This window comes from Pseudomonas sp. RIT-PI-S (genome assembly GCF_025642975.1).
Taxonomy (GTDB): domain Bacteria; phylum Pseudomonadota; class Gammaproteobacteria; order Pseudomonadales; family Pseudomonadaceae; genus Aquipseudomonas.
Genome location: NZ_JANZKJ010000009.1, coordinates 33,465 through 59,171 on the forward strand (window position 1 = coordinate 33,465; position 25,707 = coordinate 59,171).

Here is a 25,707-nt window from a genome sequence, read left to right on the forward strand (position 1 = left end):
AACCATGGCCACCTACAACCCCGTTGAAAACGCCAGCTACATCACCCGCTACGCCCCCGGTAGCGTCATCGTCGACGTGGCGGGTTTCGAGGAAGTGAACCAGAGCGTCACCGTGCAGCCGGATGGCAAGATACTTGTCGGCGGATTCAGTTTTTACGGGGGCATCATTGAAACGTCCTACGACTATTCGGTGGTCCGTCTTAATGCCGACGGCACCGTGGACAGCGATTTCGGGGTGAGCGGCCGTACCGTGGTGAGCGCGGAAGTACCCATCGATGAGGGGTATAGCCTGACCGTCCAGCCCGATGGCGCGATCCTGGTGCAGCGCCCTGCCTACGTGAACGGCGAGTGGACCTTCGGCCTTACCCGGATCAAGCCTGATGGCACGGCAGACACGGTGTTCAACGCCAACGCCAAGGCAAGTATTCCGCCTGGCATCGGTAACGATGAAGGCAACCTCAGCATCAATGCCGACGGCTCCATTTTGTTCAGCCGCGCTGACGGAGACGGGGCCGTGCTGGTGCAGATCAAGGCCGCCGGCACCCTCGACCACTCCTTCGGCACCGGCGGGGTAGCACACCTCGCCAGCGCGCTGGCCTTCAATGGTGAGGTGCATGCCACGCATCTGGCCAACGGGCAGTTTCTCCTGGCCGGAGACTTCGATTCCGGCAGCGGCTATCAATACGCAGTGGTGCGGGTAAACGCCAACGGCACCCTGGACACCACCTTCGGCCATGCAGGGCAGGTGCTGTTCGACAACAGCGTGCTGTCGGATTATCGCGGGGACCTCACGGTCCAGGCGGACGGCAAGATCGTGCTGGCGGGCAGCAACGAGCGCTACGAAGACTTCCAGGTGGTACGGCTCAACGCCAACGGCAGCTATGACACGAGCTTCGGCCACGGCGGCATCGCCTCGATCGATACCCAGGGCGCCTACGACTCGGCGCGCTCGGTGACGGTGTTGCCCAATGGCAAGATCTTGGTGGCCGGCATCAGCGATGTGGGCGATGGCCATACCATCGAGTTGAACGGCGACTACGGCATCGTTCGGCTCAACGCCGATGGCACCCTGGATACCAGTTTCAGCAGCGAACACGGCTACTCGGTCGATGGGTCGGTCAACGATGACCTGTTGCAGGGCACGTCTCGGTCCGAATACCTCGAAGGTTTCAGCGGCGACGATGTGTACCAGGGCAATGGCGGCAGGGACGTCCTCTATGGCGGCGAGGGCAAAGATGTATTCCGCTTCGTGGCCATCGATGACAGCTTCCGCACGGCCAGCCAAGGCGCCAGCGATACCCTGATCTACTTCAACCCGGCCGAGGACCGGATTGACCTCATGGGCCTTGGTTTCACCGGCATCGGCAATGGTCATAACGGCACGTTGGCCGTGCAGGTCAATGCCGCGGGCAACCAGACCTACCTCAAGAGCTATGACTACGGCGCCGATGGCCACCGCTTCGAGCTGGTACTCAACGGCAACTTTGCAGGCCAGCTCAACAACACCAATGTGCTGTTCCAGCCCGTGGTGGTGCGAGGCACGGCTAGCAACGACACCCTCGCCGGCAGCGCGGTCAGGGAGGTGTTGCAGGGCCTGGGCGGCGATGACCGCTTGAGCGGTGGCGCCGACGATGACGTGCTCCTCGGCGGCAGCGGCCGCGACCTGCTCACCGGCGGCAAGGGCCACGACACCTTCCTCTACACCGCCGCGGAGGATAGTTATCGCACCGCTTCGGCCAGCCATGCGGACGTGATCAAAGGCTTCGAGGACTGGTACGACACCATCGATGTTTCGGCGCTCGGCTTCACCGGCCTGGGCGACGGCACCGGGGGCACCTTGCAGGTCAGCTGGAACGACGCAGTGCACCGTACCTATGTGAAGTCCCTGGAGCCGGACCAGAACGGCCACCGCTTCGAGCTGTCCATGGACGGTGACCATGAGTACGATCTGGACGCCGACAACTTCGCGTTCGCCGCGACCCGCCCGGCGCCCGCCGCCACCCTGGGCGCCACCGCCGAAGCGCCAGCGCCCGACCTTGTGGCGTTGGGAGGGCAGGAAACGGAACATCACCCGGCCCTGGCGTAAGCTAAGCGCCGTGGTGCAAAAGGCCCACGCCGGTGATGGCGCGGGTTTTTAACCTATGAGGAGGTACAGTGCAGCGACTTCAAACGATGGTGCTTGTAACAGCGGTGGCCTGCACATTGGCGGCCGCGCACGCAACCGCCAGCGTGGACCTTTCACCCAAACCAGGCGGCGTCTTCCTGCTCAAGCCCGGCGTCTTCGTGACCACCGGGCAAACCTGCGAAGACCCGGCCAATGCGGGCATCCGCTGGTATGACGGCAAGGGCATTCATGGCACAGCCACCCATGCCTGCATCGCCACGATCGTCGCGAAGAAGGGGAAGCGTTTTACCGTGGACCAGTCGTGTGTCGACACCCCTGCGGGCGAGGGGCCACAACGCGTGGAGCGGCAGACCATCACCATCGAGGACGCCTTGACCTTTGTCATCGGCCGAGGCGCCAAGGCCACCCGCTACCGCTATTGCCCAACGTATGAGCTGCCGGCCGGTTTGAAGGGGCAATAAGCGTTGGTGAAGCCACCGAGGGTTCATCCAGGCGATTTACCAGGAGGTAGTTTGAGCGCACCCGTTCGGAATGCCTCTGGCATAGCCATCCGCGCGATGTAAAGGCTAACTCGCGCGTGGGAGCGGATTTATCCGCGAAGGGAAACACCACATCTTCAGGCGTTACGCGCCGTCGTTGATTCGCGGATAAATCCGCTCCCACGGGTGCAGTCAGGCGCAACGCTCCACACCCCCTACAACGCAAGCGCCGTCAGCGGCAGCGCCTTGATGAGGGTTCATTCCGGCGATTTACCAGTAGATAGTTTGAGCGCACCCGTTCGGAATGCCTCTGGCATAGCCATCCGCGCGATGTAAAGGCTAGCTCGCGCGTGGGAGCGGATTTATCCGCGAAGGGAAACACCACATCTTCAGGCGTTACGCGCCGTTGTTGATTCGCGGATAAATCCGCTCCCACGGGTGCAATCAGGCGCAACGCTCCACACCCCTACAACGTAAACGCCGTCAGCGGCAGCGCCTTGATGAGGGTTCATCCAGGCGATTTACCAGGAGGTAGTTTGAGCACAGCCGTTCGAAATGCCTCTGGCATAGCCATCCGCGCGATGTAAAGGCTAGCTCGCGCGTGGGAGCGGATTTATCCGCGAAGGGAAACACCACATCTTCAGGTGTTACGTGCCGTCGTTGATTCGCGGATAAATCCGCTCCCACGGGTGCAATCAGGCGCAACGCTCCACACCCCCTACAACGCAAACGCCGTCAGCGGCAGCGCCTTGATGTAGTCCGTGCCGGGGGCTACGTAGGGCCCGTCCTCGGTCAACTCGTGCAGCAGCTCATCGCGCAGCTGCTGGAACGCCAGGCCATTACGCAGGCGCGGGTGGGGCAGGGTGACCTCGACGATGCGCTTGATCCGTCCTGGCCGCGGCTCCATCACTACCACACGGTCGGCCAGGTAGATCGCCTCTTCCACGTCGTGGGTCACCAGCAAGGTGGTGACCTGGGCGCGGGCACGGATGCGCAGCAGTTCGTCCTGCATCTGTTGGCGCGTGAGGGCATCGAGGGCGCCGAAAGGTTCGTCGAGCAGCAGGATGCGTGGGCTGGCCACCAGCCCGCGGGCGATGGCTACCCGCTGCGACATGCCCCCGGACAGTTGATGCGGATAGGCCTGGGCGAAGTCGGCAAGGCCCACCAGGCCAAGGAAATCACTTACCCGCTGTTGGCGCTGGGCCGGGCTCAGAGGCGAGGTCGCCAGCCCCAGGGCAACGTTCTCGGCAGCGGTAAGCCAGGGGAACAGGCGGTGCTCTTGGAACACGATGCCGCGGTCGCCGCCCACGCCTTTGGCCGCCTTGCCATCGACCAGGATCTGCCCGTGGTAGGCCGGGTCCAGCCCTACCAACAGGCGCAGCAAGGTGGACTTGCCACAGCCGCTGGCGCCGACGATAGCGATGAATTCGCCGTCGGCGATCTCTAGGTTGAAGTCGCGGATGGCTTCGAGCTCGCCACCTTCGACGGCGAAGTGCTTGCCCACATGGGCGAAGCGGACCAAGGGTGCGTTCATGCATGCCTCCAGCGCGTGGCGCGGCGTTCGAAGAATTGCCCAAGGGTGTTGAGCAGGGCGCCGGTCAGGCCGACCAGCAGCATGGCGCCGAGTATCTGGTCCATGCGCATCAGTTGTTGGGCGCCGATCATCAGGCTACCGATGCCCCCGTTGGAGGGCATGAAGTATTCCGCGCCTATGGTGCCCAGCCAGGCGTAGATCAGGGCCACGCGCAGGCCGGCGAACAGGTACGGCGCGCAGCCCGGCAGCACCAGCCGCAGCAGCCGCTGGCGACGGCTCAGGCGCAGCACCTGCGCAGCCTCGAGCAGTTGCGCCGGCAATTGCGCCACGCCGCGCTGGGCGGCCACCAGCATCGGGAAGAAGGTCGCCAGGGCAACGAAGGCCCATTTTGCTGGCTCGCCGAGGCCGCACCAGGCGGTGATCAAGGGCACCCAGGCGAAGATCGCGATCTGCCGCAGCGCGCTGAAGGTGGGCGCCAGCACCCGCTCGGCTGGCCGCCATAGGCCCAGCACCAGGCCGCAGAACAGGCCCAGGCTGGCGCCGATGATCAGCCCGCCCAGGGTGCGGGTGAGGCTGATACCCACCGCCAGCGGCAAGCTGGCGTCGGCGAAGCCGGCGAGGACCGACCGCGCCACCGCCAGCGGGGCGGGCAGCAGCTGTGGGTTGACCCAACCCTGCGCCGCGCTCGATTGCCACAACGCCAACAGCGCCACGGGCAGCACCCAGGCCAGCCACCTTTGGCGGCCAGCGCTGCCGGCGCGCAGCTGAGCGATGGCGGGGTGCGGCCAGAACACCAGGCGCCGCTCCACCCGGCTCAAGCCCCGGTCGAACATCAGCCCGAGCAGGCCGATCACCCCGATGCACACGAACACGATGTCCAGCATGAACAGCTGGCGCGCCCAGACCATCAGGTAGCCGATGCCCTCGCTGGAGGCCAGCAGCTCTACCGCCAGCAACGAGGCCCAGCCGGCCGACACGGCCAGGCGCACCCCGGCCATGAACGCCGGCAGCGCGGCGGGCAGCACCAGCAGGCGCACGCGCTGGCCGCGGCTGAGGCCCATCACCTGGGCGGCTTCGCGCAGCCGGGGCTGAGCGTCACGCACGCCCACCAGGGTGTGCAGGGTCACGGGTACGATCACTGCCTTGATCAGCACAATCAGCTTCAAGGTTTCGCCAATGCCGAAGCACAGCATGAACAGCGGAATCCAGGCCAGGGTCGGCACCTGGGCGAGCGCGGTGAACGTGGGCAGGATCATCCGCTCTGCCAACCGCTGGCTGCCTAGCCAGGCGCCGAGCAGCGCGCCACAGCCGACCCCCGCGAGCAAGCCGCCCAGCAGGCGCTTGAGGCTGATCCACAGGTTGAGCCAGAGGTCGCCAGCGGCCAGCTCCAGCGCGCTCTGCCACACCAGGGCGGGCGCGGGCAGCACCTGTTTGCTGGTCCAGTGATGAGCGCTGGCTACCGACCACAGCACGAAAAGCGCCAACGGTACCAGCCATGGCAGCAACCGCTGACGCAGGCGCGCAAAGGGCAGGGCGGAGCGCGGAACGGTGGGGTGGGAACTGATAGGTGCGGTCACGGCAGGCGGGCTTCAGGTTGGGTGGAAGAACTGGGTGCGGCGGTTGTCACGCGACCTCCGCGTCGATCGCCACCAGCGTTTCGATAAAAGCCCGGGCGCCGGGCGACAAGCGAAACCCGGCGCGGCTGACCACGCCGCAATGGGCGCGCAGGCTGGACAGGTTCGGCGGCAGGTTGCGCCAGTTGAGGCGCTGGATGTCGCCGCGTTCCAGCGCGGCGGCGCAGTTGTGCTCGGCGCTCAGGCCAATGGCATCGCTTTCGCGCACGATCTCCAGCAGGGCGGGGAAGTATTCGCTCTGAAAATGTGCAGTGAAATCCTGGCGGCCGCTGAGGTTGGCCATCACCTTGCGTACCCCAGGCGGGATCAGGCCGCACGCCAGCGGGTAGGCGAACAGGTCGTGGCTGGTCAGCGCGCTCTTGCTCGCCAACGGATGCCCCGGCCGGCAGAAAAACAGCCCGCCGCGCTGGGCCAGGGGCTGGGTATGGTAGTTAGGGTCGGCCTCGAACTGGCGGATGTCGGCAATGAAGAATTCGATCTCGTCCCGGTTCAACGCCCGGCCCAAGCGCTCCCAGTTGTCCACCTGAAAATGCAAGGCAATGCCCGGGCGTTGCCGGTGAAAGCGCGCCAGCGCGCGCGGCACCACCGTGGCCGCGGGTGAAGGGCCGCAGCCAAAGCGCACCTGCCCGGCGTCGAGCTTGGTCATCTGGCTCACCTCGCTGGCCAACTGCGCCGCCCCTTGCACCAGCTGCCGCGCATGCGCCAACAGCACTTCACCTTCTGGGGTGGGGCGCAGGGCCTTGTCCGCGCGGTCCACCAGTTGGCAGCCGAATTCCTGCTCCAGGTTCTGGATGCTGCGGCTGAACGCCGGCTGGGTAATGCCCATGGCATCAGCGGCCCGAACGAAACTGCGATAGTCGTTCAGGGCGATGATGTAGCGGAGCTGGCGGAGGTCCATGGGGCGTCCTTGCGGCGGTGGTTCGGTGATGCGAAACAAGCGAAGTGTGAAAGTAACTAGTTATTTCGTCCAAGAAGGTTATCTTGGACTGTTATTTGATCTGGTTATAAGTCTCGGTGTGGTTCCTAGGCTCCCCCAACTGGAGGAGGAGCCTGCAAGGCGGGCCTCACCACACCCCGATCGGCACTACACGCGCCGATTCCGGCTCACCGTAGCGGAAGAAGCGGGCGCGCTGGTCGATCTCTCCGTTGCTGATGGTGGTGCGTCGCTTGAGCCCGCGCAGCCATTCGAACAAGTAGCCCAGGTGCTGCTCGCGGATGTGCGCGTAAGCGGGGTCCGCGCCCAGGTCATGGTGTTCGTGCGGGTCGTTGTCAAGGTCGAACAGCTGCGGGCGGAAGCCGTCGTAGGCCAGGTACTTCCAGCGCTCGCTGCGCACCATGGTCATGCGGCAGCGGTCGATGGGCTGGCCCAGGCGTTCGCGTGCGGGTGCCTGGAACGCGTAGTCGTACTCGGCGATGGCGTAATCGCGCCACGCCACCGGCTGGCCGTGCAACAGCGGAATGAGCGAGCGCCCTTCGAGGCGATGGTCCGCGGCGGGCAGGCCCAGTGCATCGAGGAACGTGGGCAGTGCATCGATGGTTTCTGCCAACCGGTGTTGCTCGGAACCGCGGGTGGCGTCGGCGGCGGCGCGAGGATCGCGCACGATCAGCGGCACGCCCACGGCGGGCTCGAGCAGAAACTCCTTTTCGCCCAGGTAATGGTCGCCGAGAAAATCCCCGTGGTCGGCGGTGAACACGATCAAGGTGTCATCCCAGCGGCCGCTGCGCTCCAGCACGTCGATCACGCGCCCGAGCTGGTCGTCCACCTGCTTGATCAGGCCCATGTAGGTGGGCACCACGTTCAAGCGCACCTCATCCTGGGAGAAGTTCACGCTCTCCTGGTGCTGGCGGAACGCGGTATACACCGGATGATCGCTGACGGCCTCCGGTGCGGGGCGGTTGGGCGCCTGTACCTGGTCGGCGCTGTAGAGGGCGTGGTAGGGGGCCGGCGCCAGGTAGGGCCAATGTGGCTTGATATACGACAGGTGCAGGCACCACGGGGCATCGCCCTGGGCCTGGATGAACTCGATGGCGCAATCGGTGGTGTAGACGGTTTCTGAATGCGCCTCGGGCACCCGCGCCGGCAGGTGGGCATTGCGCATGTGCCAGCCGCTGAGCAGCTCGCCCTGGTCGCCGGCGGCGGCGTTGGCCCAGTCGTGCCAGGGGTTGGCCCCGCCGTAGCCCAGCTCGCGCAGGTAATGGGTATAAGGCGCGCCCTCGCGCTTGTCGGCGAACTGTGGCCCATCGGGGTAGATACCGTCGTGGCGCATGTAGGCTTCGAAGCCCACTTCGCTCAGTTGTTCCTGCTTCAGCGCGTCGGCGCCCACATGGGCGAGGGCAGCTTCATTGGGCGTGGCATGGGTTTTCCCCACCAGCGCGGTACGGATCCCGGCGGGGCGCAGGTAGTCGCCGAGGGTCAATTCTTCCAGCGGCAGCGGTACCGCGTTCCAGCTCACCTGGTGGCTGCTCACGTAGCGGCCGGTATAGGCACTCATCCGCGACGGCCCGCAGATGGTTCCCTGGGTGTAGGCGCGGGTAAAGCGCACGCCTTCGGCGGCCAGGCGGTCGATGTTGGGTGTGTGCAGATGCCGGTGGCCGTAGCAGGAAAGGTAATCGCGGCGCAGCTGGTCGCACATGATGTACAGCACGTTGCGCACGGGTTTTTGAGCGTCGGTCATGGTAGGTGCTCGGTCAGGGAGGGAGGGTTAGAGCGGTTTGCCGTCGTCGTTGTAGGCAGGCCAGAGCGCTTGCAGCTTTTGCCGTTCCAGCGCCTGGTCAACGAACTGCGGCGCCAGCCAGGCCCTGGCATCGAAGGCACGGCGTATCAGGCCCAAGGTTTTGGCCTGCTCCACGCTGGCCTGCAGGCTGTCCGCCAGGAAGGGGTCCAGGCGTGGCGAGCCCCGAAACAGCGGGTCGCCGATGCTCAGCTCTTGGTTGAACAACGTGGCAGGCAGTTGGCTGCGTTCGGCCATCAACCGGGTGTAGGCGTCGCGGTTGCCGGCATCGCTAATCCAGGCGGCATTGGCCACCAGTACGTCGACGATGTGCTGGAGCACCTGAGGGTGGGCCTCGATAAAGGCTTGGGTCGCGATCAGCCCGGCCTGGGTGGTGGCCAGGGGCGGCAGGTCCTGGGTGCTCAGGGGGAAGGTCACGCCGCGCTCGGCCAGGCCAAGCACGCCCATGCCAGACCAGGTGGCGTCGATCTGCCCGGCCACCAGCGCGGCGCGGGCGGCGGCCCAATCCAGGCTGACGATCTGCAAATCGCGCTCTTGCAAGCCCTCGCTGGCCAGTGCCCGGGCGAACGAGAGCTGATCCGCGGTGCCGCGATACACCGCCACCCGTTTGCCCTTGAGGTCGGCCAAGTGCTGGATGCTCAGGCCCGGGCGCACTGCCAGGTACATGTTGGCGCCACGTGCGCCAAGCACCCAGCGGGTTTCCAGGCCGCTGGCGCGGCCGATGATCGCTGCCAGGTCGCCCAGCCAGGCGAGGTCCAGTTGCTGGTTGGCCAGGGCCTCGTTGATCGCCGGCCCCGCGCCCTTGAAGAAGTGCCACTCCACGCTGACGTCATCCGCGGCGAGCGCCTGCTCCAGCTGCTGGCGGATGTGCGCAAGGCCGACCACGCCAGCCACGAAAGGCTGTGGCCCGGCGCCTTGGTCAGGGCTGCCGATGCGCACCACCACCGGGGCGGCCAACGCTTGGCCAGCGAGGAGCAGGGCGAGCAGGGGGGCAGCCAAGTGTTTGCACAGGTGTTTCATGGGGGCGGTTCCAGGCACAAAGGTTGGCGCTATTTCGCCGCCGGCGGACCGATGCCACAAGCGCATTCGTTGAATAGCCGCCATGCACCCCATGCATGGCGGCCGGGTGTCATTCGCGGGCCGCGCAGGCATCGCACAAGGTTTGCTGGCTCACACCGCCAGCCGGGTCAGAGCCTCGCGCTGGTCTTGCAGGTCTTCGTCGGCCTGGCGGATGTACTCGATCATGGCCCGGCTCAGCGGCGACAGGCTGCGGCCGCTGCGGTGCACGATGCCGTAGCGGGTGAAGGTTTCTTCGCAGGCGGGGTCCAGCCCCTGCACCTCCAGCCGCACCAGCCGGCCACCGGCGCTGGCCAGGGCATCGTTATAGACACCGCAGATACCGATAGCATCGGAGTGCAGCACCACGGCCAGCAGGCTGGCGGTGTGTTCGCACTGCACCGTGGGCAGGTAGTCCGGCTTGCCGCTGAGCTCCACGATCACCTTGCGAAGGTTGGGCGGGCGGATGGTCACCGCCAAGGGGTAACTGAACAGTGCTGCGGGCGGCACGCTTTTCAGCGCGGCAAGAGGGTGGCCCTGGCGGCAGCAGAAGTGCCATTTGCGCGGTTGCAGGCGCAGGGTCTCGTAGTCTGGGTCTGCCTCGAACTGGCGGGTGTCGGCCACGAAGAACTCGAACTCCTGGGCCAGCAGCCGCTGGGCCAGGCTCTGCCAGTCCTCCACCTGCAGGTTCACCCGGGCCCGCGGGTAGCGTTCGATAAATCGCCCGATGGCCCGGGGCACCAGGCCCGCTGCGGGCGCCGGGCCGCAACCGAAGCGTAGCTCGGCGGTTTCGATGCCATTGAGCTGGGCGATTTCATTGCTCAGTTGGGACGCCCCGCTGACCAGCCGCCGCGCATGTTCGAGCACCACCAGCCCTTGCTTGGTGGGCGGCAGGTTCTTCTGCGCGCGGTCCACCAGTTGATGCCCCACCAAGTGTTCGAGGGCCTGGATGCTACGGCTGAAGGCCGATTGCGAAAGGTTAACGGCGACCGCCGCGGCCACGAAGCTGCGGTGTTCGTGAAGCGCGAGCAGGTGGCGTAACTGGCGCAGGTCGATATGCATGATTCACATCCGAAGTATCGGGCAAATGCAATTGCCCGAAGGGGTTCGGCCTCTTTATAAAGTCATCGCCTTATTCGGTAAATATTTAAAAAAAGATAAATATAGAACCGAATCGAATATGACATGACCCAGGAGCCCCCTATGCCCGTGATACCTCCAGGCCCGCCCGGTGGCGGCCCGAGCCGCCTGATGCTGGCAATGCTGCTCGCCGCTGGTGCCACCGGCGCGGCCGCCGATGACACGCCCAACAACTCCGCAAGTGCCACCGACGACCGGCTGCAAACGGTCACCGTGACCACCCGCCGCCGCGAGGAAAGCGCCCAGCAGGTACCCACGCCGATGTCCGTGGTGAGCGGCCAGGCCCTGGAAACCCAGCGCGTTTACCGCATCCAGGACCTGCAGCAGCTGGTGCCTAGCGTGAACGTGGCCTACATGCATGCGCGGCAGTCCAGCGTGTCCATTCGGGGCCTGGGCAACAACCCGGCGAGCGACGGCTTGGAAGGCAGCGTGGGGCTCTATCTCGACAACGTGTACCTGGGCCGCCCTGGCATGGCGGTGTTCGACCTGATGGACATCGAGCAGCTGGAAGTGCTGCGTGGCCCGCAGGGCACGCTGTTCGGCAAGAACACCACCGCAGGGGTGATCAACATCAGCACCCGCGCACCCAGCTTCACCCCCGAGCGCAGCATTGAGGCCTCGGTGGGCGAGGACGGGTATTTCCAGACCAAGGGCACGCTCTCCGGCCCCCTGACCGAGACCCTCGCCGGGCGCATTTCGGCCTACCGCAGCCGCAGCGACGGCGACATCAAGAACGAATACGACGGCCACGACCTCAACGGCGGCGAGCGCCAGGGCGTGCGCGGCCAACTGCTGTATAAGCCCAGCGAAGACTTCAGCCTGCGTTGGATCGCCGACTACAACGAAGAGGACTCCTCCGCCGGCACCCGCGTGCTGTTCAACACCGGGCCGACCATCAACGGCGTGAACCAGTACCAAAGCCGCGCGGCCGCGGCTGGCGCTACCCTGGTGGACGGCTCTGAGCGCAAGGTGAACCTCGACGGCGCCCAGCAGGTGACCGTGTTCCAGGGAGGCACCTCGCTGGAGGCCAACTGGAAATTGGCCAACGACTTCACCCTCACCGCCGTGAGCGCTTACCGCTGGTGGGATTTCACCCCGCGCAACGACGACGGCCTCAATGTGCCGGCCAGTTACAACGCCGGGGTTTCGGTGCAAGACAAACAGTGGTCGCAGGAGATCCGCCTGGCTTCGCCCACCGGTGGCGCCTTCGATTACGTGCTGGGCGCCTATTACTTCGGCTCAGATCTGGACAACCGTTCCTTCGCCTATTACGGCCCCCAGGCAGACGTGTGGAACGGCACCGCCACAGGCGCCCTGGCCAACGTCAGCAGCCTGGGCAAGGGGCACATCGAAACGGACAGCTTCGCCCTGTTCGCCCAAGGCACCTGGCACCTCACGCCCCGGCTGGACTTCACCGCCGGCCTGCGTGGCACCTATGAAGAGAAAAGCGCCTGGGTCAACCGCGATGCCCCGAGCGGCGGCGCCACGGTCACCGGCGCCGCGGCCGCCGCCCGCAATGGCCGCGCCGGTGCCTATGCCTCCGGCGACCTGACCCAGTACACCGCCAGCCCCTCCGGGCTGCTCAACCTTAGCTATCGCTTCACCGACGACCTGCTCGGCTACGCCACGCTGTCCCATGGCGAGAAGTCCGGTGGGGTTAGCCTGGCCGTGGGCACCGCGCCGACGGCAGGGGCGAACTCGCTGCTGATCGGCACCGAACGCGCCAACAATGCCGAGCTGGGCATCAAGAGCACCTTGCTCGAACGCCGCCTGCAACTGAACGCCAACCTGTTCTGGACCCAGGTCGACGGTTACCAGACCAATGCCTACGACAGCTACAACCGCGTGCAGTACCTGACCAACGCGGGGTCGGTGCGCTCCCGTGGGGTGGAGGTAGACAGCACCTGGGTGCCGCTGCACGGCCTGACCCTGAACCTCAATGGTTCCTACAACGACGTGCGCTATCTCTCCTACAAGGATGCGCCCTGCGCACCGGAGGTCAGCCTGCGCGCCGGGGCGCCCGCCTCCTGCGACCTCAGCGGGCACACGGTGGTGGGCGCCTCCAAGTGGATACTCAACGCCAACAGCCACTATCAGTGGCAGCTGGCGAACGGCTTGCAACCCTACGTCACCGCCAGCTGGGCGTTCCGCTCTCATGCGGTGGGCACCGTCGAGGATTCGGCCTACGCGCAGATCCCGTCCTATGCCGTGAGCAACTTCTCCGTGGGCCTGCGCGGCGATGCCGGGGAGGGGCAATGGGATGTGTCGCTGTGGCTGAAAAACGCCTTCGACAAGACCTACTACACCACCCTCTGGAGCGCCGGCAACGGCGGCTACGAAGGCCTGCTGGGCAGCTCGCGAACCCTGGGCGCCACCGCCCGCTATGACTTCTAACCCCCCACAAGGATGCTTCTCTATGCTCAAGCCCACCCTGTTGGCCGGCGCATTGCTCGCGCTGGCCACCGGCACGCTCCAGGCCTCGCCCAGCGTGTATCCCACGGGGGTCACCCGCTTCGATGCCAGCAAGGCATACGACCAGTTCGTGATCTTCAGTGGGGCCGATAAGGCCACCCACTTGATCGATATCCATGGCCAGGAGGTCCATCGCTGGGCCCAGGCGGGTTTCCCTTCGGCGGTGATCAACCCCGCGCTGGTGGGTGGCCAGCGTGGCCATGTGTTGCTGCAAACCGCCGACAAGGCCCCGGGCAAGCTGGGCAGCGCCGGCAACGGCCTGGGCAACCAGCGCGTGGGCGAACTGGACTGGAACGGCAGGGTCGTGTGGCAGTGGGGCGACCAGGCCCCGGGCGGCGCCGCCCAGCAGCACCACGACCTGCGCCGCCTGCCCAACGGCAACACCTTGGTGTTGGCGAACAAAGTGCACCCATTGCCCGGGTTCAAGGTGCCGGACGTGATCGATGATTTGATCTACGAGGTGACCCCGGCCGGCGAGGTGGTGTGGCAGTGGCAAGCCAGCGACCACCTGGGCGAGTTCGGCTTCGACGCACCGCAGCTGGCCCTGGTCAAGGCCACCGACGACCCGGACTACCTGCACATCAACAACCTGGGGCCGGTGGGCCCGAACCGCTGGTTCGACGCCGGCGACACCCGCTTCGCCCCAGACAACCTGCTGCTCGACTCACGCAATGCCAACTTCATCGCGATCATCGACAAGCACAGCGGCAAGGTGGTGTGGCGCCTGGGCCCGAACCTGCCGCTGCAGCAGCGCGGCACTGCCAGCACCTTGCCACGGCCCGTGGACCAGTTCGTCGGCCAGCACGACGCACACATCATCCCCAAGGGGTTGCCGGGCGAGGGCCACCTGCTGGTGTTCGACAACCAGGGCAGCGCCGGTTACCCCGCCGTTGCGCTTGGGCTGATCAGCGGCTCGCGGGTGCTGGAGATCGACCCGGTCAAGGGTGAGATCGTCTGGCAGTACAGCGCCGCCAGCTCTGGCCAGCCGGGCTGGGCTTTCTACAGCTCGTTCATCAGCAGCGCGCGGCGGCTGCCCAACGGCAACACGCTGATTGACGAGGGGATGAACGGGCGTTTCTTCCAGGTGACCGCCGATGGCGAGATCGTCTGGGAGTACGTAAGCCCCTACACCGGCCGCGCTCCAGGGAGCGAGGCGGTGAGCAACTGGGTATACCGGGCGCTGCCAGTGCCCAAGGCTTGGGTGCCGTTGTAGAGCCAGGTTCGCGGGCTGTGCTCGCTCCTGCACGTGCTGGGTCATGGGCGCCGGCGCAAGCCTGCGAACCGCCGCCTACCGGTGAAGGCCAGCCTGCAATGTTTTCAGGGCCGCTTCGGCACGTTGGGCGAGGGCGGTTCGTGCCGCTTCGAAGGTCGCAGAGGCGGCCGGGTCGCTCAGCAGCGGCAAATCCTCGGCCACGTTGAGCAGCAGCGCCTGCACGCTGGCATGGATCAGCTGCCCGCCGGCCAGCACGTCGCAACGCAGCCCCGCATCGGTCACGGGCAGGGCGGCCACCGCCAGCTCCAGCGCCTGTTGTGCGTCCTCGGCGGCGCGGCGAGCGCCCTCGGTCATGCGGGCAACGTCGTGTTGGCGCAGGGCGTCGTCGGGCTCGGTGTGGGGCAGGTCCTTTATAAAGCGGCCGAAGGCGCGCATGTCGCGGTCGGCATGGGCGGCCAGCACCGGCAGTAGTTCTTGTGCCTCGGTCAGTAGCCGCGCTCGTTCGGGGCTGGGCTGGCGCGCCTGGCTCTTGCCCAGGGCCATGCTCACCAGGGCCAGCCCAAGGTCACCACATACCGCAGCGGTGGCGCCGCAGCTCGGCACCGGCTCGAGGCCGGCAAGGGCGTCGCGAAACCTTGCCAGGGGCCAGGCCCAGACGCTGGAATCAGGTGCTTCGGCCATCAGGGGATGCTCGCGGCGGCTTATAGGCTCATTGGAGTGGGCAGGGAGGAGAAATATCCCCGGCATGTGGCGCCTATTTGCCCTGGATCAGGCTGGCGGGGTATCCACTGCGCTGGCCGAACGCTATTATCGCCGCCGCGCTCGCCTCAGGTATCCAGCCTGGCGACACCTCATTACAAGCCTGAAGCAAAAGGATCGAAGATGAAGCAGTGGGTCACGGCCGGGATCGGCCTTGGATGTTCCCTGGCCTGGATGCTGCCCGCCATGGCAGCGCAGCCCGATGGCACCCAGTTCGGCCTGGAGATCAAGGCCACCGCGCAATCGGAAGGTGATCGCGACCTGGGCACCGCTGCCCACGGCGACGTCAACGGGCTGGGCCTGGACCTGCGCCCCTGGGCTTACTTCCAGCGCGGCGCCTGGAGCGCCTACGCGATGGGGCAGGCCGTGACCGCCACGGACATCATCGAAACCGACACCCTGCAGCAGAACACCAGCGAAGACGCCCAGAGCAGCAGCAATGACCGCGAGCCGAAGAAGAGCTACCTGGCCATGCGTGAGTTCTGGGTGGGCTATCGCGGCCTGACCCCTTACCCGGGCGAGCAGCTCAAGTTCGGCCGCCAGCGCCTGCGTAACGACGACGGCCAGTGGCGCGACACCAATATCGAGGCGCTGGCCTGGACCTTCGACACCACCCTGCTCAAGGCCAACCTGGGCACCGCTCAGCGTTTCAGCGACTACCGCACCGACCTCAGCGAGCTGGCGCCGGCCGACAAGGACCGCCTGCACCTGTTCGGCGACGCCGCCTGGCAATGGCAGCCGGGGCAGTGGATCGGCCTGCGCGCCCACCACACCCGCGACAACGGCAGCCTGGACTACGCTCGGCAAGGCCAGGGCCGGGACCCCTTGGCCAAGACCGAGAACGGCGACCTGACCTGGTTCGGTGTCGAGGCCAGCAGCGACGCCTACAACACGCGCAGCAATACCAACACCCTTAATTACTGGGCCAGCCTCACCGGCCTGAAGGGTAACCGTGACCGGGTGAACAGCCTGGACAGCAACGGCAACCTGCCCAGCGAAGCCAGCAGCCACGACCACGTCAGCGGTTGGGCCACCGACCTGGGCCTGCGCCTGCGCCTGGACCCTTCCTGGCAAGTGGGCGCCGCCTATGCCCGGGCTTCCGGCGACTACGAGCAGAATGGCCTGGAGAGCAACCGCTCCACCTTTACTGGTATCAACTCCCGCGTGCACCGCTTCGGCGAAGCGTTCCGTGGCGACATGACCAACCTGCAGAGCGCGAGCCTGTTCGGTTCCTGGAACCTGCGCGAGGACTACGACGCCAGCCTGATCTATCACCGCTTCTGGCGCGTGGACGGCGACAAAGGCATCACCAGCCGTGGCGTGGCCGCCTACGACAACACCTACGACGATGTGACCGACGAGTTGGTATCGAGCAGCAGCCTGCCGCTGCGCGACGGCGAGAAAGACCTCGGCCAGGAAGTCGACCTTGTGGTGACCCGCTACTTCAAGCAGGGCCTGCTGCCAGCCTCGCTGAGCCAGTCCATCGACGAGCCTTCGGCGCTGGTACGCTTGCGCGGCGGCGTGTTCAAGCCGGGCGATGCCTACGGCAGCCAGGTGGACAGCTACATGCACCGGGCGTTCGTGGACGTGATCTGGCGCTATTGATGCAGGCGTGGGGGGCCGACCATCCGGCGAAACCCGCGAACCCGCGAACCCGTGGCGCCCGGGTTCGCCGGTTGGCGCCAGCCCCCACTATTCATGTAGGCGTGGGCCGGCCATCCGGCAAAACCCGCGACCCCATGACGCCTAGGCCGCAGGCTTAGGCGTTCGCTACCCCCAGCAATGTCAACTCATGGGCCGCATCGGCGAAGACGAACTGGTCGACGCCCAGGTCCTGGGTGTGGTCGCCGCTCAAGGCGATCTCGAAGCGGTGGCCGTTGGAGTCCACGCGGAAGTCCTTGACGTAGGTGCGGTCCGCGGCAGCGCTGTAGCTGACCTTAAGGGTGCCGTTCAGCCCGTTGCCAAGGCCGCTGTAACCCAGGGCGGACACGTCGATCTTGTCCAGCTCGGCGCTGAAGTCCGTGATCAGGTCGCTGGCGCCGCGCAGGCTGTCGACGCGGTGGCTGAAGCTGAAGGTGTCCGCGCCGGAGCCGCCCGTCAGCTTGTCCACGCCAGCGCCCCCATCGAGCTGGTCTGCCCCGGAACCGCCCATGAGCACGTCGTTGCCGCTGCCACCGTACAGCCAATCGTCACCGCTGCCGGCATCCAAGGTGTCGGCGCCGGCATCCCCATAGAGGGTGTCCATCCCCGCGGCGCCGATCAAGGTGTCGTTGCCGCCAAGGCCATGTATCAGGTCGTTGCTGAAGTACCCGGTGATCGTATCGTCGCCCGAGGTGGGCTGGTCGATGTAGTAGTCGTCATAGCTGGCGGGCTGTTCATTGAAGTTGGTGGGAACCGGGTCACCGAAGCGAATGGCCGAGTTGTTGATGTAGTTCGCATGCTCCAGCACCAGCTTGAAGTGGTTACCGTTGGCGTCGGCGTCCAGCGATTCCAGGATGAGCGTGTTATCGGCCCCTCGGGTGTTAAGCAGGGTGCCGTTATGGCCATCCCCTAGCGCGGTAAACCCCAGCCCTGAGAGGTCGAGCCGGTCTGTGGCGTAGTTGAAATCGGTGATGGTGTCGCTATTGTCCACGCCGCTTGCCGCATTGGCATAACTGTCGCCCCGTGAGGCGAAGACGAAGGTATCCGCGCCAGCCCCGCCGGTCAGGCGGTCAGCGCCGGCGCCGCCGATCAGGTAGTCGTTGCCCGCGCCGGCGTCCAGCGTGTCGTTACCGGCTTGGCCGGCCAGGGTTTCACCCGTGCTGCCGCCGGTCAGGGTATCCGCGGCGGCAGTGCCCTGCAGCAGCGCCTCGAAATTGCTGGCCTGAAGGTGGCCGAGGTAGTTGCCGGCCAAGGCCAACTGGAAGAACTGGCCGCTGTCGGTGGGGTCCAGGCTGCGCAGGTAGGTACGGTCCAGGCTGGCGTTGTAACTGATGAGCAGCGTGCCGTTATGGCCGTCGCCCAAACCGCTGTAACCGAGGCTGGCGAGATCGAGCCTGTCTTCATTGGCGTTGAAGTCGGTGATCAGGTCGGCGCTGCCGCGCACGCTGTCATTCACACCCGTGAAGCGGAAGGTGTCGGCCCCGGCACCGCCCGTCAACCGATCACTGCCGGTACCGCCATAGAGCAGGTCGCTGTAAGCGCCGCCTGTCAGGCGGTCATTGCCCCCGCCGCCGTACAGCAAGGTGCTGGCCACGTTGCTGCCTGTCAGTGTGTTGCTGCCCGAAGTGCCCGCCATCACCAGGCCCGCATGGTTGCCGAAGGCGCTGCTGTCGGTGCCATAGAACACCGTGGCGGCGTCGCTCAAGCCGCTGAAGTAGTTGTCGAAGGCGGTATTGAACCCCACGAGTGTTTCATTGCTCTCGGCAACCCCGTACACCGCGGTGGCGCTACCGCTGATGATGTTGTTGTAGATCACGTTACCGGTGGCGCTATCGACGGCCGTTACATCACCGTCATCCGAGCCTTTGATGACGACTTCGGCATTGCCATGGGTGCGCGCATCGTTATAGAGGGTGTTGCCGGCGATGGTGTTGGCACCGGCGCCGATCAGCCCGATGGCCGCGCCGCCGTTATCGTGCACGGTCACGCCGCTGACCCGGCTGAAGTCGGTGAGCTTGAGTAGCACGCCTTCCTCGCCATTGCCGGACACTTCACCGCCGGTGATCTGCACCCGCTCATTGGGGCCTTCGCCCAGCTGGCCCTGCACCAGGATGCCGTTGCCGTGGTTGTTCGAGGCGTCGTTGTCCGCCAGGGTGGTGCGGTAGTTGTCCAGCAAGAGGGTGAAGCCGTTGCGGCCGTTGCCTTCGCTGTTGTTGTCCTGGAAGCCGCCGGTGTCCACGTAGCCGTTGGCGTCTCCCACCAGGTGCGCGAAGAAGCCGTCCAAGCCGTTTCCGGTGGCCACGCTGTCGCTGACGGTCAGGCCAAAGGTGCCTTGCTGAGCGTTGAGGCCATTGCCGCTGCAATTGACCAGCGCCACGCCGGTGACGCTTACCCCTGTATCGGTGCCGCTGCCCCAAGGGCCCGTGCCCGTGGTGAAACCGTCCACCCGCCCGCTGGTGTGAGCGCTGTTGCCATCGATGGTCAGGTCATGGATACCCACGTTGCTCGCGCCGTCCAAGGTTTGCACGATCCCGGTGATGGCTTCTGCCCAGCCGTCGGCAAGCTTCACCGAGGTAGCGCCGGCTCCAGCGCCGCTCAAGCTGACGCCGCTGGGCAAGGCCAGGCAGATATCGTAGTCGATCTCATCGTTGCCGCTGACGATGTAGGTCCCTTCAGGCAGGTAAACCGTGCCACCGGTCTGTGCCGCCGCATCTATCGCTGCTTGGATCGCCTGGGTGTCATCGGTGACGCCGTCACCGACCGCGCCATAGTCGCGGGCGTTATAGGTCGTGCTCATAAGTCCTCCTTGGGGCAGCCGTCCTCGCATCAGGCGGCTTCGCTTGTGTATGAAAGTCGATACAAAGGTAGACGAGCTGTGGCCGATCACCAGCGCCGGTGAGCGGGCAAGCGAGCCGGCGCTAAAGGGCCGCGCACCGCTGCCGGTCTGTCCGTGGGCATCGGCGCAGTGCCGGGCGGCAGCGCAGTGGGAGGGCCACTGATAGGCGGGCTAGGGCCGGAGAATGGTTGGGGGGCGGCGGCTACGGTGCAACGAGCTGCCTGCGTTGCGAGCTCGATACCGCCCGCGCTGGCACCGCTTGCCGCCGGAGTGTGCCAGCTCAGCCTTCCAGGGGTGGTGGCTGGCGGGCAGCCGGGCAAAGCATGGCCCGCTCCGCCTGTTGGTCAGCGTGTGGATGCGGCGGGAGGCTAGTCCGCGGCCGCGACGTTGGCGTGATGTTTACTGGCGGCGTCATTGTTCTTGACTGCGTCGGCAGTGGCCATCACGTGCTTGCTCTTGTATTCGCAAACGTAGGTACGGGTGGGGTCAGGGTGATACAAGGTGATGTTGTGCCTTGCTTCTTCGCATTCGCGCATCTGCTCTTCCCGGCCAGAGGCTGCGTTGGGTTTGTAAACGATGTCCCGAGCCTCGCAATGGCCTGGTGAGGTGCAGAGGGTGACGTACATCAGTGCGGCGACAGGCATGGTGATTCCTTCCGGGGCGGCTGTCCGCAGCCACAGGACCTTGTGATAAAGGGGGTTGCTTGAATGGCAGGCGATTGCTCGTTGGGCACGTCTGGGAGCGGTGCGGTTTATTGAGCGACCACCGTGCCTGGGTAGGGAACAACAGCAGCTGAAACGCTCATCTGTGGATCATGTGCCCGTACAGCAACCGCTCGAGCCTTGCCGTTGTGTTGTACCGGCTGCCAGATCCGCCACGCTTGGCCTGCTTCCATGTCCGGGACCTCTACGGTTTCCCGTGCAACGACTTCGCCCTTGCGGATGACTTCGAAGTCCAGATAGCCCGCTTTGACCAAGTGATCCGACGTGTTGATCACGGTGCCCACGATGCTGGTGATGTGCCCGGCGTCGACCAACTGCACGTTACGTAGCTTCAGGTCTTCGGCCAGAACCGACGACGCCAACAAGCTGCCCAGTAAAACAGCCGCCATTCTGAGCTTCACGTTCTCCCTCCTTGGGAATCGAATGATGGCTTAATGATACCCTTTGTCCGGGCGTCAAGGACAGGAATATTGACGGTTTCTAGAAAAGTTCATAATCGCAGTCAAAATACCGCCGAATGGCAACAGTGGTGATGGCGGATTAATGGCGACTCGTCAGTTTCAGCCTGTCTTAGAGGCCCATACATCAACGCTTAACCCGGTGCAGAAGGTCCGTGGCCCTGCCGCGCGCCGATGGATACCCGCCGGTGTGCCCAATGGTTCGAGCGGCCAGGGCGCCTATAGCACCTGCTGGTACAGCGCTAATGTGGTTTCGTACCCCAACGTTCGTGGGTTGTTCACCAGTAGGCGGGTCTGTTTCATCGCGTCTTCGGCCAGGCGTGGCAGGTCGGCCTGGGTAATACCCACTTCGCTGAGCCGGGTTGGCAGGCCGAGGCGGCCGGGCAGGGCAGTAAGCCAGGTGATCAGGCCGTCCGCGCCTGCCGGGTTGCCCGGCAGCAGCGTTGCGAGTTCCGCATACCGCTCGGCGCAGTGGCTGGTGTTGTAGCGCAGCACCGCAGGCAGCACCAATGAGTTGGACAGCCCATGGGGCACATGGAACAGCGCGCCTACCGGATACGCCAGCGCGTGCACCGCGGCTACGGGGGAATTGGCGAAGGCCATGCCGGCCAGGCTTGCGCCGAACAGCATGGCTTCACGAGCGGCCAGGTCCTGGCCGTGGCTGCAAGCGCGCTCGATGTTGTGGCTCAGCAGGCGCATGGCCTCTCGCGCCAGGCAGTCGGACATCGGGTTCTTCAAGCGCACGCCGGTATAGGCTTCGATGGCGTGGACCATGGCATCGATGCCGGTGGCGGCGGTGCCCTTGGGTGGTAGCCCGGTGGTGAGGGTGGCGTCGAGCAAGGCGCTGTCAGGCAGCAGCCAGCGCGACACCACGCCCTTTTTCTCACCTTCGCCGGTGGTCACGATGGCCACCGGGGTGACCTCCGAGCCGGTGCCGGCGGTGGTGGGCATCAGGATCAGCGGCAGGCGCGGCCCGCTGGCCTGGTCCACCCCATAGAGCGCCTCCAGCGATTGCTTGCCTCCGGCGAGCAGGGCGGCCAGTTTGGCAACGTCCATGGGGCTGCCGCCGCCGATGCCGATCACCCCGCTCACCTTCAAGGCTCGGGCACGTTCGGCGGCTGCCTGTACCGTGGCCGCGCTGGGGTCGGCTTCCACGTCCAGGAACAGTTCTACTTCCACCGCGTGCTGTTCCAGGCTGGCGAGGGCGGGTTGCAGCAGCCCGAGGTTGTGCACCCCTCGATCGGACACCAGCAACACCCGCCGCATGCCGGCGGTTCCGGCGAGTTCCCCGAGCCGCGCAGCGGCGCCTTGTTCGACCTGCAACCGCTTGACGCTGTGGAACACAAACCCCTGGCTCATGCCGCCGCCCCCATGCTCGTGCTTCAAATTCCAGTTGGACGAAGCCCCGGCGCGCTGGCCGGGGCTTGTTCATTCAAGCACACCCTGAACGTGGCGCAGGCCTCAGCCCGCGGCGCGGTCGACCATGGGCGCCTCCTGTGGCGGTTGCATCCCGGCCGCGCGCCAGCGCACGTCAGTGATGCCGAACTTCTCCGCCATAGGCTTTGAGGTGCGTTTGATCTTGTCGTGGCGGTGGCGAGGAATGTGACCCACCCCCGCATCGCAACTGGCCCAATGCCACGCTTCGGCGTTGTCCATGCGGTCGAGGCGAATCACAAAGCTCTTGGGTGCGCCGTGAAGGCAGTAGTCGATGACGAAAAGCGTTGGCGTAGGCATTTCCAATCAGTCCCGTTGATCATTACCGACTAAACGGAGCCTTAGAAGGCGCGCAAAATTCCATCGGATTTACTAAACGGCGCGCGCCGCTCCGATGTACGGCAATTTCACCCGCAGATGTGGCTCCGTGCCAGTAACGCCAGGGCGGCGGCCAGCCCTACCACTGCGAACAGCTTCTGCAGCCGCGGGCCGCCCAGGCGCGGTGCCAGCCACCGGCCCAGCAGCAGGCCGGCGGCAGTGCCTAGGGCGAAGGGCAGGGCGAGCGCGGCGTCCACCAGGCCGCCAGCGACCGTAGCGCCCCCGGTAGCCAGCGCGACCACGGCGATCACCGCCAGCGAGGTCGCGACCAGGCTATTCATCTCCAGGTCGGTAAAGCGGCGCAGGGCCGGCACTATCACAAAGCCGCCGCCCACCCCCAGCAACCCAGACAGCAGCCCAGCCAACACACCCGTGGCGGCGAGCGCGCGGGCGCAGGGCAGGGTCCAATGCAAGCGGCCAGTGGCGTGGTCCAGGCGGCAGGGGCAGCGCGCCCGAGGCACCTCGGCGCAGTTGGCGCCACGCCACAGGCGCACACTGACGAGCGCCTGCACGCCGGCAAAGCACAGCGCCAGCGGCACCGCCGGCAACCGATGGCTCAGCCACAGGCCCAGGGGTGCGGTGACGATACCGCAGGCCGCGATCAAGCCGGCAGCGCGGTAGCGCACGATGTGCTGGCGCAGGCCCAGGGTCGCCCCCAGCGCCGCGGCAAGGCCGACGGCCAGCAACGCCACGGGGGCGGCGGCGGGGATGCTCAAGCCCAGGCCGAATACCAGCAGCGGCACGGCGAGCACCCCACCGCCGGCGCCGGTAAGGCCCAGCACTAGGCCGGCCGAGGCGCCCAAGGCCGTGGCCAGTGGCAGCAGGCTCACGGGCTGTCGGCCAACACCGGCCGCGCCAGCCATTCGTGGCCGCGAAGCATGCCGTTCCAATACAACCACGGCAGCCCGTGCGCCTTGAGCCACCAGGCCAGGCGGGTGGGCTCGGTACCCTTGAGCAGCCATTGTGGGAACGATGGCGCCAGTTGCCCGCCGTAGGCGAACTCGGCCAGCACGATGCGGCCGCGCTCCACGGTCAACGGGCAGGCGCCATAGCCGTCGTAGCGGGCCTGGCCCTGTGCCCGGCCCAGGGCCACGGCCACGTTGTGCGCCACCACCGGTGCCTGTTTGCGCGCGGCGGCAACGGTCTTGGCATTGCCGGCGTTGATCGCATCGCCCAAGCCATGGATGTTGGCGAAGCGGCGGTGGCGCAGGCTGTGCGGGTCCACGTCCAGCCAGCCGGCGGCGTCGGCCAGGGCGCTGCCGCGCAGCGCATCAGGGGCGCATTGCGGCGGCACCACATGGAGCATGTCGAAGGGGCGCGCCTCATGCCGCACATTGCCCTGCGCATCGCTGACTTCAAAGGTTGCTTCTTGCGCGGGCCCATCCACGGCGACCAGCCTGTGCCGCAGGCGCAGGTCCACCTGGTAGCGCTCGATATACCGTTGCAACGCCGGCACATAGGCCGCCACCCCGAACAGGCTTGGGTTGGCGTTGAGAAATTCAGCCTGCACGGCCCCGAGCCGGTCATGCCGGCGCCAATGATCGCACGCCAGGTACAGCGCCTTTTGCGGCGCGCCCGCGCACTTGATCGGCATGCCGGGCTGGGTGAAAAGCGCGCGGCCATGTTGCAGCGCACGGGTCAGTTCCCAGGTGTAAGGCGCGAGGTCATAGCGGTAGTTGGAGGTCACGCCGTGTCGGCCAAGGGTCGCTTCCAACCCGTCGATGGCGGCCCAGTCCAGCTTCAAGCCTGGGCAAACGACCAGTTGCCGGTAGCCGCGCGGGGCTTGCTCGGCCAGCAGTATGCGGTTGTGTTCGGGGTCGAAGCCGGTGACCGTGCCTCGCAGCAAGGTGGCCCCAGCGGGCACCAGCGCGGCTGTCTCGCGACGGGTGCTGGCCTGGCTGAACACACCGGCGCCGACCAGGGTCCAGCCGGGCTGGTAGAAGTGCTCGGTGGCGGGGTCTATCAGCAGCACATCCAGGTTGGGCGCACGCTTGAGCAGGCTCGCGGCCGTGGCGATGCCGGCGGCGCCAGCACCCACGATGATCACGTCGTGGAGGGGGGCGGAAGGGTTCATGAAGGGTCCTTGAACTGGTTCAGGGGAATGCGCAGGTAGCACAGGCCATTGGCATCGGCCGCGGGCAACTGCCCGGCGCGCATGTTCACTTGCACCGAAGGCAGCATCAGCGTTGGCATCGCCAACGTGGCGTCGCGTGCCTGGCGCAGAGCCACGAAGGCGTCTTCGCTCATGCCTGCATGCACATGGATGTTCAGCGCCCGTTGCTCGGCGACGGTGGTCTGCCAGACCAGCTCGCGGCCACCGGGGCGATAGTCGTGGCACAGCAACAGGCGGGTGGCATCGGGCAGGCTCAGCAGCCGCTGCACGGAGCGGTAGAGGGTGCGTGCGTCGGCCCCGGGGAAGTCGCAGCGGGCAGTGCCGTAGTCGGGGCTGAACAAGGTGTCGCCGACGAAGGCCAGCGGCACTTGCGCCACGTTCAGCAGGTAGCTCACACAGGCCGGTGTATGCCCAGGCGTGTGCAGCACCTGCAGCGGCAGCGTGCCCACGCAAAAACCTTCGCCATCGGCGAACAGATGGTCGAAGGGCCGGCCGTCGCACGGCTGTTCGGGCTGAGCGGCGAACCAGCGGCCGAAGGTCGCCTGCACCTCACGGATGTGCGCGCCTATGCCGATGCGCCCGCCCACTGCCTGCTTGAGGTAGCTGGCTGCCGACAGGTGATCGGCATGCACGTGGGTTTCCAGAATCCACTCCACGTGGGCGTTCAGCTCGCGCACACGGGCGATCAACCGATCGGCGCTGGCGGTGCTGGTGTGGCCGGTGTTGGGCTGGTAGTCCAGCACGGCGTCGACCAGCGCGCAGGCGCGGCTGGACGGGTCGAACAGCAGGTAACTGAGGGTGGAAGTGGCCGGGTCGAAAAAGTGCTCGACCAGATAGCGGTCCATGGTCGGTCCTTGGCGGCAGACAAAAGCGTAGCCAAGGCCTGTCAAGTTCCGTGCCAGCGTTGTGGCAGTGCTGGCACGCCTGTTTCATGGGACCAGGCTGCCAGGCAAGCGCCAGGGACTGCCACTGGGCTGGCAG

The 25,707-nt window shown here is 66.0% G+C and carries 21 protein-coding genes; 6 read left to right on the forward strand and 15 right to left on the reverse strand.

Features of this window, described 5'->3' with window-relative positions; genetic code table 11:
• Positions 1 to 4: 4 nt before the first annotated feature.
• Together OGL93_RS13925 and OGL93_RS13930 are read left to right on the forward strand one after the other, a co-directional pair.
• Complete coding sequence (locus OGL93_RS13925) at positions 5 to 2,086, forward strand: calcium-binding protein (RefSeq protein WP_263263298.1); 2,082 nt, start codon at positions 5 to 7, stop codon at positions 2,084 to 2,086.
• A 68-nt stretch (positions 2,087 to 2,154) separates the two neighbouring features.
• Positions 2,155 to 2,586: a hypothetical protein gene (locus OGL93_RS13930; protein ID WP_263263299.1), complete on the forward strand. Its 432-nt coding sequence runs from the start codon at positions 2,155 to 2,157 to the stop codon at positions 2,584 to 2,586.
• Between the two features lie 736 nt (positions 2,587 to 3,322).
• Here OGL93_RS13930 and OGL93_RS13935 read toward each other — a convergent pair.
• From OGL93_RS13935 to OGL93_RS13960, 6 genes are all read right to left on the reverse strand, one after another.
• Positions 3,323 to 4,138 carry an ABC transporter ATP-binding protein gene (locus tag OGL93_RS13935; RefSeq protein ID WP_263263300.1) on the reverse strand — a complete coding sequence of 272 codons (816 nt, stop codon included), beginning with the start codon at positions 4,136 to 4,138 and terminating at the stop codon, positions 3,323 to 3,325.
• Positions 4,135 to 5,715 carry an ABC transporter permease gene (locus tag OGL93_RS13940; RefSeq protein ID WP_263263301.1) on the reverse strand — a complete coding sequence of 527 codons (1,581 nt, stop codon included), beginning with the start codon at positions 5,713 to 5,715 and terminating at the stop codon, positions 4,135 to 4,137. The genes OGL93_RS13935 and OGL93_RS13940 overlap by 4 nt, the downstream gene beginning before the upstream one ends.
• Before the next feature lie 46 nt (positions 5,716 to 5,761).
• Complete coding sequence (locus tag OGL93_RS13945) at positions 5,762 to 6,670, reverse strand: LysR family transcriptional regulator (RefSeq protein ID WP_263263302.1); 909 nt, start codon at positions 6,668 to 6,670, stop codon at positions 5,762 to 5,764.
• A 166-nt stretch (positions 6,671 to 6,836) separates the two neighbouring features.
• Positions 6,837 to 8,447 (reverse strand): alkaline phosphatase family protein, encoded by a 1,611-nt coding sequence (locus OGL93_RS13950; RefSeq protein WP_263263304.1) that lies wholly within the window; start codon positions 8,445 to 8,447, stop codon positions 6,837 to 6,839.
• 27 nt (positions 8,448 to 8,474) lie between these two features.
• Complete coding sequence (locus OGL93_RS13955; RefSeq protein WP_263263305.1) at positions 8,475 to 9,524, reverse strand: ABC transporter substrate-binding protein; 1,050 nt, start codon at positions 9,522 to 9,524, stop codon at positions 8,475 to 8,477.
• Between the two features lie 150 nt (positions 9,525 to 9,674).
• Complete coding sequence (locus OGL93_RS13960) at positions 9,675 to 10,622, reverse strand: LysR family transcriptional regulator (protein WP_263263307.1); 948 nt, start codon at positions 10,620 to 10,622, stop codon at positions 9,675 to 9,677.
• A gap of 141 nt (positions 10,623 to 10,763) precedes the next feature.
• Between OGL93_RS13960 and OGL93_RS13965 the strand changes: the two genes are divergently transcribed.
• Positions 10,764 to 13,094 (forward strand): TonB-dependent receptor, encoded by a 2,331-nt coding sequence (locus OGL93_RS13965; protein WP_263263309.1) that lies wholly within the window; start codon positions 10,764 to 10,766, stop codon positions 13,092 to 13,094.
• Positions 13,095 to 13,116: 22 nt separating this feature from the next.
• Positions 13,117 to 14,385, forward strand: a complete 1,269-nt coding sequence (locus OGL93_RS13970) for an aryl-sulfate sulfotransferase (RefSeq protein ID WP_263263310.1) — start codon at positions 13,117 to 13,119, stop codon at positions 14,383 to 14,385.
• 75 nt (positions 14,386 to 14,460) lie between these two features.
• Here OGL93_RS13970 and OGL93_RS13975 read toward each other — a convergent pair whose 3' ends face one another.
• Entirely contained in the window at positions 14,461 to 15,066 is a 606-nt protein-coding gene (locus tag OGL93_RS13975; protein ID WP_263263312.1) for a cyclodeaminase/cyclohydrolase family protein, read from the reverse strand.
• A gap of 201 nt (positions 15,067 to 15,267) precedes the next feature.
• Here OGL93_RS13975 and OGL93_RS13980 point away from each other — a divergent pair, with 201 nt between their 5' ends.
• Entirely contained in the window at positions 15,268 to 16,749 is a 1,482-nt protein-coding gene (locus OGL93_RS13980) for an alginate export family protein (RefSeq protein ID WP_276583533.1), read from the forward strand.
• Positions 16,750 to 16,903: 154 nt separating this feature from the next.
• Here OGL93_RS13980 and OGL93_RS22220 read toward each other — a convergent pair whose 3' ends face one another.
• Positions 16,904 to 19,582, reverse strand: a complete 2,679-nt coding sequence (locus tag OGL93_RS22220; RefSeq protein ID WP_276583534.1) for a glycosyl hydrolase family 28-related protein — start codon at positions 19,580 to 19,582, stop codon at positions 16,904 to 16,906.
• A gap of 49 nt (positions 19,583 to 19,631) precedes the next feature.
• Here OGL93_RS22220 and OGL93_RS14005 point away from each other — a divergent pair, with 49 nt between their 5' ends.
• Positions 19,632 to 19,784 (forward strand): hypothetical protein, encoded by a 153-nt coding sequence (locus tag OGL93_RS14005; RefSeq protein WP_263263314.1) that lies wholly within the window; start codon positions 19,632 to 19,634, stop codon positions 19,782 to 19,784.
• 205 nt (positions 19,785 to 19,989) lie between these two features.
• On the opposite strand, the gene OGL93_RS14010 is transcribed toward OGL93_RS14005, so the two are convergent.
• From OGL93_RS14010 to OGL93_RS14040, 7 genes are all read right to left on the reverse strand, one after another.
• Entirely contained in the window at positions 19,990 to 20,265 is a 276-nt protein-coding gene (locus OGL93_RS14010; protein WP_263263316.1) for a hypothetical protein, read from the reverse strand.
• A gap of 107 nt (positions 20,266 to 20,372) precedes the next feature.
• Positions 20,373 to 20,744, reverse strand: a complete 372-nt coding sequence (locus tag OGL93_RS14015; protein WP_263263318.1) for an FxLYD domain-containing protein — start codon at positions 20,742 to 20,744, stop codon at positions 20,373 to 20,375.
• Positions 20,745 to 21,020: 276 nt separating this feature from the next.
• Entirely contained in the window at positions 21,021 to 22,160 is a 1,140-nt protein-coding gene (locus OGL93_RS14020; protein WP_263263320.1) for an iron-containing alcohol dehydrogenase, read from the reverse strand.
• A gap of 102 nt (positions 22,161 to 22,262) precedes the next feature.
• Entirely contained in the window at positions 22,263 to 22,535 is a 273-nt protein-coding gene (locus OGL93_RS14025; protein ID WP_263263322.1) for a DUF6555 family protein, read from the reverse strand.
• A gap of 107 nt (positions 22,536 to 22,642) precedes the next feature.
• Positions 22,643 to 23,443 (reverse strand): sulfite exporter TauE/SafE family protein, encoded by an 801-nt coding sequence (locus OGL93_RS14030; protein ID WP_263263323.1) that lies wholly within the window; start codon positions 23,441 to 23,443, stop codon positions 22,643 to 22,645.
• The gene (locus tag OGL93_RS14035; RefSeq protein ID WP_263263325.1) at positions 23,440 to 24,687 is read right to left on the reverse strand and encodes an FAD/NAD(P)-binding oxidoreductase; all 1,248 of its coding nucleotides are present in this window, start codon (positions 24,685 to 24,687) and stop codon (positions 23,440 to 23,442) included. The genes OGL93_RS14030 and OGL93_RS14035 overlap by 4 nt, the downstream gene beginning before the upstream one ends.
• Entirely contained in the window at positions 24,684 to 25,571 is an 888-nt protein-coding gene (locus OGL93_RS14040; RefSeq protein ID WP_263263326.1) for an MBL fold metallo-hydrolase, read from the reverse strand. The genes OGL93_RS14035 and OGL93_RS14040 overlap by 4 nt, the downstream gene beginning before the upstream one ends.
• Between the last annotated feature and the right edge of the window lie 136 nt (positions 25,572 to 25,707).